Annotated in this window: 18 protein-coding genes; 10 read left to right on the top strand and 8 right to left on the bottom strand. The window is 63.5% G+C overall.

What is annotated here, in order from left to right:
• Nucleotides 1-62: 62 nt before the first annotated feature.
• The 4 genes from ACQY7R_RS12945 to ACQY7R_RS12930 all read left to right on the top strand — a co-directional run bounded on the left by ACQY7R_RS12945 (nucleotide 63) and on the right by ACQY7R_RS12930 (nucleotide 4,299).
• The gene (locus ACQY7R_RS12945; RefSeq protein ID WP_428306015.1) at nucleotides 63-1,076 is read left to right on the top strand and encodes an aspartate-semialdehyde dehydrogenase; all 1,014 of its coding nucleotides are present in this window, start codon (nucleotides 63-65) and stop codon (nucleotides 1,074-1,076) included.
• 179 nt (nucleotides 1,077-1,255) lie between these two features.
• Nucleotides 1,256-2,080 (top strand): tRNA pseudouridine(38-40) synthase TruA, encoded by an 825-nt coding sequence (truA, locus tag ACQY7R_RS12940; protein ID WP_428306014.1) that lies wholly within the window; start codon nucleotides 1,256-1,258, stop codon nucleotides 2,078-2,080.
• A gap of 255 nt (nucleotides 2,081-2,335) precedes the next feature.
• Nucleotides 2,336-3,220: a serine/threonine protein kinase gene (locus ACQY7R_RS12935; protein ID WP_428306013.1), complete on the top strand. Its 885-nt coding sequence runs from the start codon at nucleotides 2,336-2,338 to the stop codon at nucleotides 3,218-3,220.
• A gap of 104 nt (nucleotides 3,221-3,324) precedes the next feature.
• A complete protein-coding gene (locus ACQY7R_RS12930) occupies nucleotides 3,325-4,299 on the top strand; it encodes an acetyl-CoA carboxylase carboxyltransferase subunit alpha (protein WP_428306012.1) in 975 nt (324 codons plus the stop codon).
• A gap of 477 nt (nucleotides 4,300-4,776) precedes the next feature.
• Here the strand turns inward: ACQY7R_RS12930 and ACQY7R_RS12925 are convergent, their stop codons facing one another.
• Both ACQY7R_RS12925 and ACQY7R_RS12920 read right to left on the bottom strand, forming a co-directional pair.
• Nucleotides 4,777-5,283, bottom strand: coding sequence for an O-acetyl-ADP-ribose deacetylase (locus ACQY7R_RS12925; RefSeq protein ID WP_428306011.1), 507 nt, complete (start codon nucleotides 5,281-5,283; stop codon nucleotides 4,777-4,779).
• A 16-nt stretch (nucleotides 5,284-5,299) separates the two neighbouring features.
• Nucleotides 5,300-6,013, bottom strand: coding sequence for a CvpA family protein (locus tag ACQY7R_RS12920; RefSeq protein WP_428306010.1), 714 nt, complete (start codon nucleotides 6,011-6,013; stop codon nucleotides 5,300-5,302).
• A 378-nt stretch (nucleotides 6,014-6,391) separates the two neighbouring features.
• Between ACQY7R_RS12920 and ACQY7R_RS12915 the strand changes: the two genes are divergently transcribed.
• Nucleotides 6,392-7,303, top strand: coding sequence for a metal-dependent hydrolase (locus ACQY7R_RS12915; protein WP_428306009.1), 912 nt, complete (start codon nucleotides 6,392-6,394; stop codon nucleotides 7,301-7,303).
• 452 nt (nucleotides 7,304-7,755) lie between these two features.
• On the opposite strand, the gene dtd is transcribed toward ACQY7R_RS12915, so the two are convergent.
• Nucleotides 7,756-8,202 carry a D-aminoacyl-tRNA deacylase gene (gene dtd, locus ACQY7R_RS12910; protein ID WP_428306008.1) on the bottom strand — a complete coding sequence of 149 codons (447 nt, stop codon included), beginning with the start codon at nucleotides 8,200-8,202 and terminating at the stop codon, nucleotides 7,756-7,758.
• A gap of 125 nt (nucleotides 8,203-8,327) precedes the next feature.
• Between dtd and ACQY7R_RS12905 the strand changes: the two genes are divergently transcribed.
• Genes ACQY7R_RS12905 through ACQY7R_RS12895 form a run of 3 tightly spaced genes read left to right on the top strand, consistent with a single transcriptional unit; the run spans nucleotide 8,328 to nucleotide 9,820 of the window.
• Entirely contained in the window at nucleotides 8,328-8,564 is a 237-nt protein-coding gene (locus ACQY7R_RS12905) for a ribbon-helix-helix domain-containing protein (RefSeq protein ID WP_428306007.1), read from the top strand.
• A complete protein-coding gene (locus ACQY7R_RS12900; RefSeq protein WP_428306006.1) occupies nucleotides 8,561-8,893 on the top strand; it encodes a type II toxin-antitoxin system RelE/ParE family toxin in 333 nt (110 codons plus the stop codon). Before ACQY7R_RS12905 ends, ACQY7R_RS12900 begins: the two co-directional genes overlap by 4 nt.
• Nucleotides 8,894-8,926: 33 nt before the next feature.
• The gene (locus ACQY7R_RS12895) at nucleotides 8,927-9,820 is read left to right on the top strand and encodes a ZIP family metal transporter (protein ID WP_428306005.1); all 894 of its coding nucleotides are present in this window, start codon (nucleotides 8,927-8,929) and stop codon (nucleotides 9,818-9,820) included.
• Nucleotides 9,821-10,299: 479 nt separating this feature from the next.
• Here the strand turns inward: ACQY7R_RS12895 and ACQY7R_RS12890 are convergent, their stop codons facing one another.
• A complete protein-coding gene (locus tag ACQY7R_RS12890) occupies nucleotides 10,300-11,304 on the bottom strand; it encodes a YheT family hydrolase (RefSeq protein WP_428306004.1) in 1,005 nt (334 codons plus the stop codon).
• Between the two features lie 614 nt (nucleotides 11,305-11,918).
• Here ACQY7R_RS12890 and ACQY7R_RS12885 point away from each other — a divergent pair.
• Nucleotides 11,919-12,626: a hypothetical protein gene (locus ACQY7R_RS12885; RefSeq protein ID WP_428306003.1), complete on the top strand. Its 708-nt coding sequence runs from the start codon at nucleotides 11,919-11,921 to the stop codon at nucleotides 12,624-12,626.
• Nucleotides 12,627-12,709: 83 nt separating this feature from the next.
• On the opposite strand, the gene ACQY7R_RS12880 is transcribed toward ACQY7R_RS12885, so the two are convergent.
• The 3 genes from ACQY7R_RS12880 to ACQY7R_RS12870 form a co-directional block, all read right to left on the bottom strand.
• Nucleotides 12,710-12,892 carry a hypothetical protein gene (locus ACQY7R_RS12880; RefSeq protein ID WP_152100426.1) on the bottom strand — a complete coding sequence of 61 codons (183 nt, stop codon included), beginning with the start codon at nucleotides 12,890-12,892 and terminating at the stop codon, nucleotides 12,710-12,712.
• Nucleotides 12,893-13,053: 161 nt separating this feature from the next.
• Complete coding sequence (locus ACQY7R_RS12875; protein ID WP_428306002.1) at nucleotides 13,054-13,638, bottom strand: hypothetical protein; 585 nt, start codon at nucleotides 13,636-13,638, stop codon at nucleotides 13,054-13,056.
• A gap of 21 nt (nucleotides 13,639-13,659) precedes the next feature.
• Nucleotides 13,660-13,899, bottom strand: coding sequence for a putative signal transducing protein (locus tag ACQY7R_RS12870; RefSeq protein WP_428306001.1), 240 nt, complete (start codon nucleotides 13,897-13,899; stop codon nucleotides 13,660-13,662).
• A gap of 250 nt (nucleotides 13,900-14,149) precedes the next feature.
• Here ACQY7R_RS12870 and pdxA point away from each other — a divergent pair, with 250 nt between their 5' ends.
• Nucleotides 14,150-15,214, top strand: coding sequence for a 4-hydroxythreonine-4-phosphate dehydrogenase PdxA (pdxA, locus tag ACQY7R_RS12865; RefSeq protein WP_428306000.1), 1,065 nt, complete (start codon nucleotides 14,150-14,152; stop codon nucleotides 15,212-15,214).
• 155 nt (nucleotides 15,215-15,369) lie between these two features.
• On the opposite strand, the gene ACQY7R_RS12860 is transcribed toward pdxA, so the two are convergent.
• Complete coding sequence (locus ACQY7R_RS12860; RefSeq protein ID WP_428305999.1) at nucleotides 15,370-16,389, bottom strand: hypothetical protein; 1,020 nt, start codon at nucleotides 16,387-16,389, stop codon at nucleotides 15,370-15,372.
• Nucleotides 16,390-16,424: the final 35 nt, after the last annotated feature.

Genomic DNA, 16,424 nt, shown 5'->3' with positions numbered 1-16,424 from the left:
AGGCGGCCCGCCCAGGTTCGAGCATCACTTTGGTCGCCCCGCGTCCTGGGAGATTTTTCGCCGTGTTCGAGACGATCGCTATCGTGGGCGCCACCGGCGCCGTCGGACGCATCATTCGCCAGCTCCTTGAGGAGCGCGAGTTCCCCTACCGGAACATCCGCTTTCTCGCCTCGAAACGCTCGGCCGGCACGAAAATCACGTTTAAGGGCGAAGAGCACGTCGTTGAGGAGATGACCCCCGAGATCTTCTCCGGGATCGACCTCGCCATCGGCAGCACCCCCGATGAAACCGCCAAGGAGTTTTGTCCCTGGGCCGTCGAGCGCGGCTGCGTCGTCGTCGACGAGAGCGGCTACTGGCGGATGGATCCGAATGTCCCGCTCGTGGTGCCGGAAGTGAACCCCGAGGCGCTCGAAAATCATCGCGGTCTTATTAGCAGCCCGAACTGTTCGACCACTCAGATGGTCGTGGCGATGAAGCCGCTCCACGACTTCGGCCGCATCCGCCGCGTCGTCGTTAGCACCTACCAGGCGACCAGCGGCGCCGGCGTGAAGGGCCAAGAAGATTTGAAGGCGGGCGCCCGTGCGTTCCTCGCTGGCGAAGATTACCAGTATCAAGCCTTCAAGCACCCGATCGCGTTCAACCTGGTTCCGCAGATCGGCTCGCCGAAGTACCAGGGGTACACGAGCGAAGAAATGAAGATGGTCCACGAGACCCACAAGATCTTCGGCGACGATTCGATCCGCGTTTGCCCCACCTGCATTCGCGTGCCGGTCGATAACTGCCACAGCGAAAGCATCCTCGTCGAAACCGAGAAGAAGATCACCGTCGCCCAGGCCCGCGAGCTGTTCGCCGCAACGCCGGGCATCAAAGTGGTCGACGATCTCGACAGCGGCAAATACCCGATGCCGGCCCAATGCGACGGCGACGACGCCGTGTTCGTCGGCCGCATCCGCGAAGACCTCTCCAGCGACAACGGCCTCGCCTTCTGGTGCGTGAGCGACAACCTCCGCAAAGGGGCGGCAACGAACGCGGTGCAAATTGCTGAGTTGCTCGTCAAATCGCAGGCGGCGGTTTAAAAGACTTACCACGAAGGCGCGGAGAGCACGAAGAAGTCACGAAGGGCATGAATCGCGGTCGTTAATCGTATGTTTCATTAGCGGCAATTCGCGAAGATTCGCGGGCTCTGCTTTGGAATTTCTTCGTGCGTCCTCTGTGTCGTCGTGCCTTCGTGGTTCTCCCCGATCCGCCAAGCCAAATGGCAAGTTTCAAGATCACGCTCGCCTACGACGGCGCCGAGTTTTCCGGCTGGCAAGCGCAGCCCGGGCGGCGGACGGTGCAGGGGGAGCTCGAACGGGCGTGGCTTGAGATCACGGGCGAAACGGCGCGCCTCAATGCCGCCGGCCGCACCGACGCCGGCGTCCATGCGGCAGGGCAGGTCGTGAGCGTCGAGTCGGCGACGAACATCCCGCCTGAGTCGCTCGTTCACGCGCTCAACTCGAAGCTTCCCGACGACGCCGCGGTGCAGCTCGTCGAATGCGTCGCCGACGGCTTCCACGCCACGCACGACGCGAAGTTCAAACGCTACCGCTACACGATCTTTAACGATCCGCGGCGGCCTGTCTTTGCCCGCAAGTACGCGTGGCACATCCCGACGCCGCTCGACGTGGCGGCAATGCAAGTCGGCGGCGCCCACATGGTCGGCACACACGATTTCGCATGCTTCCAATCAGTCGGCTCCGAGCGCGAGTCCACCGTCCGCACGATCTTCGCTGCAGAGATCACGTCCGCTCTAGCCCCGGGCTCCGCCCGGGGGTCGGCTCGCCTCTCGAATACGCTCGACCCCAACGAACTGCATGCCGACCCCCGGGCGGAGCCCGGGGCTAGAATCGTCACCATCGACGTCGAAGGAGATGGTTTCCTCTACAATATGGTCCGCACGATCGCCGGCACGCTCGTCGAAGTCGGCCGTGGCCGACGTTCCCCCGAGTGGGTCGCCGAAGTGATCGCCTCCAAAGACCGCTGCACCGCCGGCCAAACCGCCCCCGCCCACGGCCTCTGCATGCAATGGGTCGCCTACTAACGCAATTGCACTGAACGCGAGTAGCCGCGGGTCAACGACCCGCCGGCGCGAAACGAGAAAGACTCACCACAAAGCCACAACGGCCACAAAGAGTCGCAAAGTACACATGAGCAGGGCAGGGGAGCGCATTCGGGCGAGAAAGCCCCAACCCACGCCCGTATTTCGCCATCCGACTCTACCGGTTAAACTGGTTATACGTCGTCGGCTGCAGTTGCGTCCGGCTTGTCGAACCCAGCCTCGATCCCAGCCGTCGCCATGTCTGCCGGTCGCGAATTCGTCGGTCCTTACCGGATGTTTCATCTCATCCGCGCCGGCGCTATGTTCGAAATTTGGGCCGTCCGCCCGATGGCCGAGACGACGGCGCTCGCCATGAAGTGGCTGCCGCCCGGTTCGCGGTACGACCGCACGACCGTCGCCCAGCTGAAGCACGAATACGAGGTCGGCAAAGCGCTCGATCATCCGTCGATCATCAAAACGTACGACTACGGCGACAGCAAAAAGGATGGGGCGTTCGTCGTCATGGAACTCTTCAAGACGCCGAACTTGAAGCAGCAAATCCACGACCAGCTCGACAGCCTTCACTGGCGGCTCGATACGATCCTGATGGAGTGCGCCCAAGCCCTCGAGCACATGCATCGCCAGGGGTGGGTCCATCGCGACATCAAGCCCGATAATTTTCTCGTCGACGAGAACAACCACATCCGGCTGATCGATTTCACGCTGACGATGAAGATTAAGACCGGCATCAGCAAGATGTTCGGCAACAAGATGCCAGTCGCCGGCACGCACAGCTACATGCCGCCCGAGCAGATCCGCGGCCAAGCGTGCGACGCCCGCGCCGACATCTACAGCTTCGGCTGCATGGTGTACGAACTGATCACCGGCAAGCTGCCGTTCACCGCCACCAGCCCGGCCGAGTTGCTCAACAAGCATCTCAAGCTGAAGGCGCCGTCGGTGCAAATGCTCAATCGCAACGTCCACAACGACTTCGCGAACTTAGTCTCGCGCATGCTCGCCAAAGAACCCAAAGACCGCCCCGAGTCGCTCATGGAATTCATGCGCGAGCTCAAAGCGGGCCGAGTCTTCCAAATCAAACCCAAAAAGCCAGTTCCGAAGGTTGAAGAACCTAAAGACGATTAGCAGCCGCAGAGCCCTCAGGGTTCAGGTGTCAGGGTTCAGGGATTCGCTGAACCCTGAACCCCGACACCTGAACCCTCGCGCTCGGCCCAAACGAGACTCCACAAATGGCCAGCAGCTTCCAGCTCCCGTTCGAACAGCCGATTCACGAGATCGAAGCCCAGATCCGCGATCTTGAGAGCGTCGATCCGAAGAGCGACGACGTCCGCGAGCAAATTCGCGAGCTGCGCAAGCAGCTCAACGAAACAATTCGCTCGATCTACAAGAATCTCGATCCGTGGGAAACGGTTCGCGTCTCGCGCCACCCCCAACGCCCAATGTTCACCGACTACGTCGACCTCGTGTTCGACGAATTCGTGGAACTCCACGGCGATAAGTTCTTCGGCGACGACCGCGCGCTCCGCACCGGCTTCGCGAAGCTCGATGAGTTCAAAGTGATGCTCGTCGGCCACCAGAAAGGCAAAACGCTCAAAGAGCGGAACGAGTGCTATTTCGGCTGCGCCCATCCTGAAGGCTATCGTAAGGCGATGGAAAAGATGGAGCTCGCTGCCAAGTACGGCCTGCCGATCATCGCGATGATCGACACGCCCGGCGCGTACCCCGGGATCGGCGCCGAGGAACGCGGCCAAGCCCAAGTGATCGCCGAAAGCATGCTCGCGATGTCGCGACTGCCGACGCCGATCATCTGCATCGTCATCGGCGAAGGCGGCTCCGGCGGCGCACTCGGCATCGGCGTCGGCGACCGAGTCGCCGTGCTTGAGAACGCTTACTACTCGGTGATCAGCCCCGAAGGCTGCGCCGGCATCCTCTGGAAGAGCCACGACTACGCGCCCCAAGCCGCCCGCGCGCTGAAGATCACCTCGAAGCATCTGCTCGAAATGGGCGTCATCGACGACGTCGTCGAAGAACCCTTGGGCGGCGCACATCGCGACCACTACCAAATGGCAGCCAAGCTCAAGCAGTATCTCACCAAGACGCTGCGCGAACTTCAGAAGTTGCCGACCGCGGAACTGCTCAACCAGCGGTACGACAAGTTCCGCAAGATCGGCCCATACATCGAGAACGGCGTCGCCAGCGCCTAGCCGTTCGCGGCTTAGGCCGGCACGTCACCGGCATCGTGTGCATTCCTAGCCCTGGGCTCCGCCCGGGGGTCGGTTCGCAGTTCGTCGAAGCCAAGCTTTTTCGTAAAGCTGGCCGACCCCCGGGCAAAGCCCGGGGCTAGAAACGCGACCGATGTTCAACCAAAACGAGCACCCAAAGTTCAACTCGCCGCCGTCGCCAGCGAGCAACACTTTGCGCCGCGAACATCGCGCCGAAGCATTCTGAATCGTCGCCGCGAACGTTAATTCTCAGAGTTCAACGCGACGCAAATTCAGCGTGCGTAACAGCCCGCCAAGAGCCCGGGCAGGGAAGGCGCCGATGGCCGGCATCCCGGCTGCGAGCCCCTGAAACCTCCATACCAGCAACGTCCGATAATCGTTGTTATGTTCGTTTTTGGGCGGTTTTCGCCCGGGAAAACGGCCCCTGCACTATTTCGCTTCCCGCCACGCTGGTCTTCATCAGGCTTCACTGCGGGCCTTTTCAAAAGTCGTTAGCACGTCGTACTCAAAGCAAACAACGACGACGGAAAGCGACGCCTGTTCCTTCAGCCCTGCCATCAATTCTTCCACGGCGATTCGAGCTGCGGCGCGGAGCGGATAGCCAAATGCTCCGGTGGCAATCGCAGGAAAAGCGATCGATTGCACGCCTAACTTCCCTGCCGTCTGCAGCGAGTTTCGATAGCACAGGCGCAAGGTTTCTTCCTCGCCAGACTTGCCGCCGCGCCACCGGGGGCCGACTGTATGGATTATCCACTTTGCTGCCAGATCGTATCCAGCGGTTGCTTTTGCTTCGCCAGGTCGGCAACCGCTGAGTCGGCGACATTCGTCGAGCAGCCGAGGCCCAGCGGCGTCGTGAATGGCTCCGTCAACGCCGCCGCCGCCTAGCAGCGTTTCATTAGCAGCGTTGACGATTGCGTCGACGTCGATCTGAGTGATGTCGCCGTGAATGATGGAGAAGCGGTCCATTGAACTTCGCTTCCGCTTATCGGCGTTCCCCGCCGCTGGAGATCGGCCACACCGGCGTGCTTTGCGGCGGCGTTGGCGATGCGTTGTTCGGCGCCGTCGGCCAGCCGATGTTCGCCCCGGCCGGCAGCAAGCCCCCTGCCCCGGCGGCCCCCCCTGCTCCTTCGCTCCATAGCTTCTGGAGGTCCTGCAGGTCTTGCTGGGGGTTCGGTTGGTAGCCGGGAGTCATCCGCTGGTTGATCTTCTCGATGTACGGGCCGATCACCCCTTGGATCTCCGGCGGCGCCACGGCGTCGGCCTTGTCGAGCACCTGGACGATGTAGTGTCCGCTCCGCGAGGCGATGATTTGATCGCGTTGCTGCTGGCCAAGCAAGGTGACCGCGACGCAGGTGATCGCGATGCACAGCAGCACGCCTTTGGCGAAGCCAACCAAGGCGCCCATCTGGCGATCGAACTCTTTCAGCTTGATCCCGTCGATGACGCCGGCGACGACGCGGAACAACATCCAAATCGCCAGCGAGCTGCCGGCGTAGATGATCAGCATCGCGGCGAATTTGTTGAATGGGGCGTGCTCGCTCACCATCGGCGCGAGCCGATCGGCGAACTTCAGCGCGGCGAAGTAGCTCACGACGAGCGACGCCAGCGAGGCGACTTGCCAGGCGAGTCCTTTCCAAAATCCGAAGATCGTGGCGAACCCGAGCACAGCTAGCATCGCGATATCGTAGGTCTGCATGACGCACCCAGGGACGGGCAAGGTAGGGGGTGATTGCGGGACGGCGAAGTATATCGACGCATGGCAGGGGGGCGAAGATCAGTTGTGCTAGCAGCACCATCCCCGATAGCCGCGGGTCAACGACCCGCCGGAGCGAACCTCGAAAGGCTAACCACAAAGACACAACGGCCACAAAGAATCACAAAGTAAGCAGAAAGCAGGGGGCCTATCGCACGCATTCTGTCGTCGCTGCCAGCAAAGCTAGCGGCATCCGCCACTGCGCATTTTCCTTCGTGCGTCGTCGTGCTCTTAGTGTCTTCGTGGTTGCTCCTGTAAAGAATTCGCCACGCCACGGCTGCACTTGGCGGAAACGCCACGTTTTGCGACATTCCGCCCCCCATGGCCGGCTTCAAAACCCACATCACGACCAGCTGCTCGCTCGGCGCAGGCTACGCCTGTCTCGGCGTCTATCACGGCTTGTCGGTGGAAGCGAGCCTGGTCGCCGGTTGCCTGTGCGGCGTTGGCGGGATGCTGCCCGACATCGACAGCGACTCGGGCGTGCCGCTTCGCGAGACGCTCAACTTCTTCGCCGCCGTGGCGCCGATGATGCTCGTCGACCGCTTCCAGCACCTCGGCTGGAACTACGAGCAAATGGTGCTGGCAGGGGCCGTCACCTATCTGACGGTCCGCTTCGGCATTGGCAAATTCATTAAGAAATACACGGTCCACCGCGGGATGTTCCACAGCATCCCGGCGCTTCTCATTTTTACCGGGCTAGCGTTTCTCTTAAGCAACTCGACAAATCTTCATTTGCGATATTTTAAGGCAGGGGGCGTCTTTCTAGGCGTCTTCTCGCATTTGATGCTTGACGAGATTTGGGCGATCGAATGGGGCCGCGGGCGCTGGCGCTTCAAGAAATCGTTCGGCACGGCGCTCAAGCTGTGGGGCGACGACATGTGGGGCAACTTTTCCGTCTATTGGAAACTCGCCCTCATCGTCGTGATGATCCTTAGCGAGCCGATGGTCATGGAGCGCTACGGGCAGCTCTCGCCGATCGTCATCAACAGCGAGGTTCTGAAGCAACGCGCCGTTCACGGCATGATGCCCGACCAAGCGCTGCCGCAACTCGCCGACGGCGCGAACGGCACGGCGCCGCGAGCGTTTAGCATCGGCTACCAACAGCAATGGGCGACAGCCAATGGGGTCGCGCCCACCGGCGGCACCGCGCCCGCGGTCGACGGGCCGCAACCCGACCGCAACATTTACGACACCGCCCGCCGCATCATGCGGCGCTTCAACTGGACCAAGTAGCCGCGGGTCAACGACTCGCCGGAGCGACGCTCAACAGGCGCACCACGAACAGCGAACCACAAAAGCACAACGGCCACAAAGAAGCACTAAGCCCGCGTAAAGAATTTCGAAGTGAATTCTCAACGCCAACGGCGTTGCATCATCCAGCCCAGGGTTCAACGCGCAGCGTTGTACCCTGGGATAGCCGTCGCGTTAAGCACGCCAACCCTGAAAGGGTTGCAGCACTCTACAAGGTCTTTCGATTCAACCCTTTCAGGGTTGTTAGGAGAATCACCAAATCTAACCCAGGGTACGCCACTGCGCGGCGAACCCTGGGCTGAAATCTTTAACGCTTTCAGCGTACTAGCCCCTCGCGGAGCACACGTCCCCGCATCCCTTCGTGCGTCTTCGTGCCCGTCGTGTCTTCGTGGTTCGTTTTCCGGTACTCGCTCCGGCGGATCGTTGACCCGCGGCTACCGGTCGGTTGAGTCGATTAAGATTGTGACCGGGCCGTCGTTTACTAGTTCGACTTCCATGTTGGTGCGGAACCTGCCGGTGGCCGTCGTCACGCCGGCTGCTCGCGCCGCGGCGACGAACTCGTCGTACATCCGCTCCGCCATCTCCGGCGCTGCCGCGCCGATAAAACTCGGCCGCCGGCCCTTGCGGCAATCGCCGAGCAGCGTGAACTGACTCACCACGAGCAACTCGCCGCCGACGTCAGTCAGCCCGAGGTTCATCTTCCCCTCGCCGTCGTCGAAGATCCGCAGGCCGAGCACCTTGTCGACCATCCACCGCAGCTCTGCCGGCCCGTCGTCCGCCGCGACGCCCAACAGCACGAGCAGCCCGCGGCCAATCTCGCCGACCGTCTCGCCCGCGACCCGCACCCGGGCCGAAGAAACGCGTTGAATGCAGGCTTTCATGAGTGGGTTATCCATCGAAAATGGCGATTTGCAGCTAAACCGTCTATGATGAAATGATCGGTAAGCGGATTCAACGTCCGTCTGCCGGCGGCCAGATGATCTAGCGTAGCGCGAGGGAATGTCGGATGTCAGGCGAAATCTCATCAGCCAACGAACTCTTCATCCAGGAAGCGATCGTCGCTGGCCGCTACCAAGACCGGGCCGAACTACTCGACGCCGCCGTGACACTGCTGCGTGATGAAGAAGAGACGCTGACCGCCATCCGTGCGGGCTTGGAATCGATCGATCGCGGCGAAGGAATTTCGCTTGCGGAGGCCGACCTCCGCTTGCGCACCAAATTTGGCTTCGCCCCCCGCCAATGACTTATCGCGTCATCATTCAGCCGAGTGCTTTCGCCGACTTGGAAGAAACGCTCGACTATTTGGCGAAGCACTATTCTTCAGCGTCCTCGGAAGCGTGGTATGAGGGTTGTCTCGTCGCCATTGAATCCCTCGCTGAAAATCCCCATCGCTGCCCCTTAGCGAAGGAATCCGCGAAAATCGGCGTCGAAATCCGCCAATGCCTCTACCGGCGTCATCGCAGCGTCTACCGAATCCTGTTCACAATTCGTGACGACGCCGTTCGGGTCCTTTACGTCCGTCATTCGGCACGCGACGATATGACTCCCCGTGATCTAGGCGACCAGCCATAGCGCCCCGCCAACCGCACCAGCCAACCGCACTCCATGTCCCCCATCGTCCCCCTCGCCTACTACTCGATCATCATCCTCGCCGCCTCCGTGGTCGGCGGGATGCTGCCGTTGTGGTTCCGCCTCACTCACCGCGGCATGCAGCTGGCCGTCAGCTTCGTCGCTGCGATGATGTTCGGCGTCGGCATGCTCCACATGCTGCCGCACGCTCTGGCCGAGGCCCACGCCGTGAAGGCCACCGCCGACGAAGCGGTCGACTTCACCGTGATGATGTGGGTCGTCGCCGGCTGGCTGACGATGTTCTTCATCGAACGCTTCTTCTGCTACCACCACCACGATCTCGAAACCGACGCCGCCGGCGAGTTGCACGAACTTCACGAGCATGAACACGACTGCGGCCACGATCATGGCCATCATCATCACGACATCACGTGGAGCGGCGCCGCCTTTGGGCTGACGATCCATAGCGTGATCGAAGGGGTCGCGCTCGCCGCAAGCGTCTACCACCGCCACGATAATTTGCCGCTGGCCGGCTTCGGGACGTTTCTGGTGATCGTCCTGCACAAGCCGTTCGATTCGATGACGATCGCGATGCTGATGGCCCGCGGCGGCTGGTCGCCGCAGATTCGCTACGCAGTGAACGGCCTGTTCGCCTTGGCGATCCCCGTCGGCATCGCCCTGTTTCTGCTCGGCATCGGCGCCGAATCGTCGACCGGTCCCCTGCTCGCCTACTCGCTCGCGTTCTCGGCAGGGACGTTCCTCTGCATCTCGCTGAGCGACCTGCTGCCGGAACTGCAGTTCCACGACCACGACCGCGGCAAACTCTCCGTCGCGCTCCTCTTAGGCCTAGCGCTCGCCCTCGGGGTCGGCAAACTGGAAAGTCTAGTCCACCGCCACGCCGCCAACGCCACGACAACGGCCCCTCAGTAGCCGCGGGTCAACGACCCGCCGGAGCGGCGCTCAAAAGGCGCACCACAAAGAGCTAACCACAAAGACACGACTGCCACGAAGAAGTACAAAGGACGCAAAAATGTGGCGGTGAGTGGCATGTCGTCTGCCAAGCCCCAACGGGGCGTCAGTTAATAGCCAGGGGCGCAAGCCCCTGGTCCCGGCACGCAACGCAGAACCGGAGCCCCGGAGGGGCGAAAGAACTCCCGCGTGCGGCGGCCGATCGCACTACCGCCCCTTTGGGGCTAGATGCAACGCTCGACGCGAAATTCCAGGGGCTGTCGCCCCTGGCTATTAACGCTCGCCCCGTTGGGGCTTAAAACGACATTCTCGGCCATTTAACGGAATCGCACTCATTCGCTTAAGTCTCGCGCGAACTCCTTCGTGCGTCTTCGTGCCCGTCGTGTCTTTGTGGTCCGTTTCTTCGATCACCGCTCCGGCGGGGCGTTGACCCGCGGCTACTAGTGGCCGGTCTCAAGCCACTCAATGATCCGCCAATCGAGCCACCGCCGATCGGGGTCGCCGTTGCCGCCGCCGATGAAGCCGAGGTGCCCGCCGCGCGGGACGATCACCGCTTCGACGCCCGGCCCGCGATCGTATTCCAACAGCGGCGCCGTCGGCACCACGGGGTCGTCTTCCGCGGCGATGATCAGCACCGGTTGCGAAATGCGGTGCAGCTTCGGGCCCGGCTGCGTCTTGGTGTAGTAGTCGTCGGCGCTGGCGAAGCCGCCCGACGGCGCCGTCACGGTTTCGTCGATCTGCCGCAACCGCTTCGGCTGCGGCGGAATCACCGCCGGCGCGATCTCCGGGTAGCGGGCCCAGCGCGCCGTGATCTGCTGCCACAGTTTGAACGTGAAGAACTTGTCGTACGCCCGGCCGCCGCGCGAATCGAACCGCCGCTCGACCGCGAACAAATCGATCGGCGGGCAAATCGCCAGCGAGCGGACCAAGTTCCCAACCCTCTGCTCTTCTGCTTCGGCGAGCAGGTTCAGCGTGAGGCAGCCGCCTAGCGAAAAACCGATCGCGTACGTCGGCGACTCGGGATGCTCGGTCGCGATGAACCGCAGCGCCGCGGCGACGTCGCCCGAGCGGCCGCAGTGGGTCGGCAGTTTGGCGATCCCCTCCCCTGCCCCGCAGCCACGCATATCCATCCGAAACACGCGATACCCGCGCGCCGTCAGCCGCTCGGCCATCCGGCACATGTAGGCGCTCGTATGGCAACCGGCGAGGCCGTGCACCAGCAGCACCGACGGACCGTTGGGCTGCCAGTCCTCGGGGCAATCGTCGTGCAGTGCGAGACGATCGCCGCCCAGTTCAGGCGCCACGTCGTCGGCTTGAATGAAGTGCAGCTTCGCGCCGTACGGCGCGTGCTTCCGCGGCAAGTAGACCGCGGCGAACGTTTGCAGATGCCCGCCCCGCAGCAACAGGTGGGGACGAAACTTCCAATGTTCCGTGCGAACCGGCATAGCAAACTCGACAAGGGAGATTCCAGCTGTCAGCCCACCGCCGGCAGCGCGAGCCAACAATTTAGCAGACATTCAGGCACGATAACACCGCGGTCCGTCTCGTTCCCACGCTCCGCGTGGGAACGAAGATTTAGCTCCGGAGGAGCGGCATCTTGTAGCCAGGGGCGCGAGCCCCTGGTGCAAACGCCAAGTAGAACCTTCAGCCCCGGAGGGGCGAAACAGCTCCCCGGGGCGTTGCTGTGCCGCTGCGAGTGCCGCCCCTCCGGGGCTCCGTGCCGTTCTCGGCGTTCGGTCCAGGGGCTTACGCCCCTGGCTACAACATGCCGCCCCTCACGGGGCTAGTTATTACATCCTGTCGATCCAACCAATCCTGTGATCCTGTCTAGCTTTCAATCCACTCACTACGCCAATCCTTCCGGTGCGTCACGCGACCCCCGAGCAGAGCCCGGGGCTAGGAAGATCGTCACCCCTTCCCCAATCGGCGCCCTTCGCCTCACTCGGGCGACCGCTGCGTGGCACGATAGCATCGAGTCGGAACCGACCGACGCCCGATCCTCCTACATGGCGGCCAAGGGAGTTTGGCCTTCGCTCGCGACCACCCGAGGGATCACGCTATGTCGAGCACCCCGCGCAATGCGCCCCCTGTTTGCCTAGTCATTCGCTGGTCAAACCACGTGGCGGCCGACGCCGGCCCGGCTCGACTTCTACGCCGGCTCATTGAAGCCCGCCTTCCCGCCACGTGGGCGATCGAGCAGCCCGCGCAATCCGCACACCTTGCCACGGCGCCGCAATTGGTCGAACACGCGCTGCTGCTGCCGCGGGTCGACGTGAACTTCAGCGATGCCCTCGCCGACGGCCTCCACCGCTTTAGCGCCGCGGGGCACGACGTCGCCACGCTTGCCGTCGCCGGCCAACCGCCGCGCGGCCAGAGCGAACGGCAACTCGCACAACTTGGCGTTCGGGCGATCGTCACCGAGTCGAATGCGAGCGGCTCGGGGTCGATTCGCCCCCTTCCCTTCGGTCTCTGGCAGGCCTCCGCACATGGCACGCTCCCATCGCGACGGCGCTGGCTCCGCCGTGTTGGGGGCGTGCCTCAGGAACTCGTCGCCGGCGCCGTAGGTCCGGCGATCATCACGGCCGACGCCGCCGAACTGATTCGCCAGGGCGCCCGCGCCTGGAGTGAGCTGGAACTGGCGATCGATCAGCTGGAAACGGCCAACGAACGGGGCGCGATCCGCATCGCCACCGTCGCTGACCTTGCGGCGGAACTCACCCGTCAGGCTGCGCCGAAACCGCAGCGTTCAATCCTCCGCGCGGCGTAAGGGCTGGCCGTTCCGCGCAGCAGCGACCGCAGCGAATCCATCGGGGGCTCGGAGGGAACAGACGGCCCAAAGCAAAAACCTGCCTACCGCACGTCTTTCATGGCGTCCCAGCTCAGATAGCCGAGGAGCCCGGCGCCGAGAAGTGCGCCGAGGTTCATCCGCCAGTCGGCCCCATGAAAGGGGAAACCGGCCACCCAGTCCACGGCGAACAACAGGCCAATAAGCCCTGCGACGACCATACCAACGATCGTCAAAGCCTTCGACATGGGCGACCCAACCTGCAACCGCGGCGCGAAAGTGGAGAATCCAGGGGAACTATTCATAGTCTGCCGGAACTCCCAAGTATAGTTACTCTCGCTAGCATGTCATGGCCCGATTTCAGCGAGATTCTCGCTTCCAGTGGCGATTCTAGCGAATATGCCGGCTCCTAGCCCGCAGAGGCGGAAATCGCCTCATTTGCGGCCGGCGAATCGAGTCCCCGTTCGTCCCGAATACGCCGGACTTGGGCCACGATTCGCTCGATCACCTGCTGATTATCGGCAATGTTCAGCCACGCCCGGTAGTAGGTCCAGGCCACCAGGCACAGGCCGCCGATCGCCGCGGCGAGGTGAATGTCCGTCCAGTCGGCGGTATCGGCCCGGCCGGTCCCGGGGTCGGAAGCCGCCCCCAGCGAGCCGACGGCCACGACCGTCAGCATCCCCAGCACGCACCAGGGGAAGGTTCGTCGCTTGAGCCGGTTGCTTTCCTTCAGATCCTCCGGCGGCAGGCGGTAGGTTTCCGTCACCTCTTTGCACCACCGGCTCGTTCCGATGAAGTAGGTGACCGCGATGCATTCCACCAGGACGACGGCGAGCGCCGCCGCGACGCCGGTCATCATGTGCCGGCCCCGCCAGTCCAGCGTCGCCTGCGTCACCGGCTCGGCGTAGAGGTCGCCGATCGTGAACCCCATCGCGACCGCCACGCCCATCAGCATGAGCGACAACGACGCGAGCATCGGGAAAATACGGGTCATTCGAGCCGCTCCGCTGGGCGATTACTCGTCGTATTCCTGCCGCCACTGCTCGATGAGCGGCTCGGCCTTCCCGCGGTCCTCGCCCGCCACCCACACCTCGACCGTGTCGAGATTCCCAGCGTCGATGCCGGCAAACGCCCCCTGCAGAGCCTCGCCGAGGACGCGGGCCTCGATCCCTTCGTTCGCCAAGAACGCGGCCAAGGCATGGGCCTCGATCGCGTTCGCGGCGGTGTAGGCCAAAATCGACTCTGAATCAGACACAAGAAGCTCCTTTCCCAGCGCCCCGACAAGCCGCTCGCGGCTTAGCGCTCTGCAAGTTCCAGTGACAAGTTTCCACATTCTACCCCCCCGCCCTCCCCCGCGGCAGGCCGTTGCCCGGGGGGCTGGAAAACCTAGAATCACAACGGGCCCCGGGCGGCCGCGACCCCCGATTGCTCCGCTCCGGCGGGTCGTTGACCCGCGGCTACTCGCTCCGATCACCAGTCACCGATCCCCGATCACTTCCTCCCGCATGCCCGACCCCGCTCAAAAGCCGCTCCTCGCGATCACCCTTGGCGACCCCGCCGGCGTCGGGCCCGAAGTCGTCGTCCGCGCCTGGAACGATCCCCGCATCCACGAGGTTTGCCGCCCCGTCGCCCTCGGCCATCCCGAAATCCTTCGCCGCGCGGTCGCCCTGACCGGCTCGTCGACCCGCGTCGAAGTAATCGACTCGGTGAGCACGATCGCCCAGCTCGGGCTCGATCCCTCGGCAACGCACAACATCCCTTGCCTACCGGTCGGCAGCGACGACGTCCTCGATGCCCCGCAGGCGAAGCTCGACGCCCGCTCCGGGCAGGCCGCGTACGAAGCGGTCGTGCTCGCCACCCGCCGCTCGATCGCCGGGCAGTTCGCCGGCATGGTTACGGCGCCGCTCAGCAAAGCCGCACTGCACGCCGCCGGCCATCACTACCCCGGCCACACGGAACTCCTCGCTGAGCTTTGCGGCGTCGACGACTTCGCGATGATGCTTTACTTGCCGAAGTCGGAACTTCCCGACTCGCGCGCGGGGCTCGGCGTCGTTCATACGACGCTCCACTGTTCGATCCGCTCGGTGCCGGGCCAATTGAATCCCGGCCTGATCGCCGCCAAGTGCCGCCTCGCGAACGCGGTGATGCGCGACGGCTTCGGCCTCGTCGATCCGCGCATCGGCGTTTGTGCGCTCAACCCCCACGCCGGCGAAGAAGAACTCTTCGGCAACGAAGAAAATCTGATCATCTCGCCCGCCGTCGGGATGGCCCGCGCCGACGGCATCCTCGCCACCGGCCCGCTGCCGGCCGACACGCTGATGGTCCGCGCCCGCGACGGCGAGTTCGACGCCGTGGTGGCGATGTACCACGACCAAGGCCACATCGCGCTGAAACTGCTCGCAATGCATCGCGCGGTGAACATCACGCTCGGACTGCCGATCGTCCGCACGAGCTGCGCCCACGGCACGGCGTTCGATCGCGCCTGGCAAGGCACCGCCGAAGGGAGCGGCATGGTCGCCGCGATCCTTGCCGCCGCGGAGTTAGCCCGCCGCAACTTCCGCTTCCGGTAGCCGCGGGTCAACGACCCGCCGGAGCGCCACTGATTGACGCTTGCCCCCAGCATAAAAGCCACCGGCTCCGCCGGTGGACGCAGCGGGTACATGCCGAACCAGCACTTCGTCCACCGGCAGAGCCGGTGGCTCGCATTCCCGAAGTACAGCCGCCGCTACTGCCGCAACGTCCCGTCGCGCTGCGTCATCTGCTCCGCCGGCTTCGCCACGGCCCGCAGCTCCTCAATCACCCGCCCCGTCACATCGGTATACGACGGATCAGGCGGCGTGTACTGAAACAGATTCGGCGGCATCGTCGCGCCAAAAAATTGGACGTCGTGGAACTCAAACAACGCCAGCGGATTGCGTGTTGCGAACACGCCGCTCGGATCGGAAACCAATCCCGCATCGATCCCCGCGCGGTACTCGATCAAGTAGGGAAACAACTCGCTGCTGTCGATGTACATCAGCACGTGATGCGGCAGATGCGCGGGCCACTCATCGGGCGGCTTCGTGGAAAGGCCGGCCCATTCTTTTTCGAGTTGCTCCGGCCGCCAGGTGCCTAGCACCGCGAGCATCGTCCGCTCGCCCAGCTGCATCGCCTGCGGGGCCGAAAAGGTGTAGCAGCGCGCTAGGCTCGCCACCAACTGGGAGAGTCCGCCCCGCGCCGCCGCGTCGCTGAAACTCGGCAGCCCGCCCCCCTGCCCTGCCGGCTCTTGCCCCACCAGGGCCCGCCGCACGCCTTCGAGGTGCACCCGCGTCACTTTGCGCGTGCCGGGGAGCTTGCGGTCGGTCCACACATACTCGCCGTCGTAAACCTGAGTGACATAGGCGGCGTCGGCGCCGACCATTGTTTCCAGTTCCCACCGCGTTCGCCGCAGGTTGCCGACTCCTTGCTGCCAGTAGCTTCCCTGGCCGCTGAGTCGTTCGTCGTCAACGCGAACAACCTGCCGCACCTGCGCTGCGATGTTCGGCCGCCGCTCCAGCGACCGGTTGATCACTTCTTGCACCAATTGGTCGCCCGAGGGGCCGACGCTTGGCACGCTAGCATTAGTGATCGTGGCGCTCGGCGCCGCGGCGGTCACGGGGCCTGCTGGCTGCGGCTCCCTCAGGAGCGGCGCCACTGTTTGGGCCACCCAAAATCCGCCGCCGATCGCTAGCACCGCGATGACCAATTTGGGTGTTAAACGGCGCAAAGTTTTCTTCCTCTGCCGGTTTTAGCGGATTTGCC

The organism is Lacipirellula sp. (genome assembly GCF_965279485.1).
Taxonomy (GTDB): Bacteria; Planctomycetota; Planctomycetia; order Pirellulales; family Lacipirellulaceae; genus Lacipirellula.
Note: the sequence above shows the minus strand (reverse complement) of the source record. Positions and strands in the feature narration are given on the sequence as shown.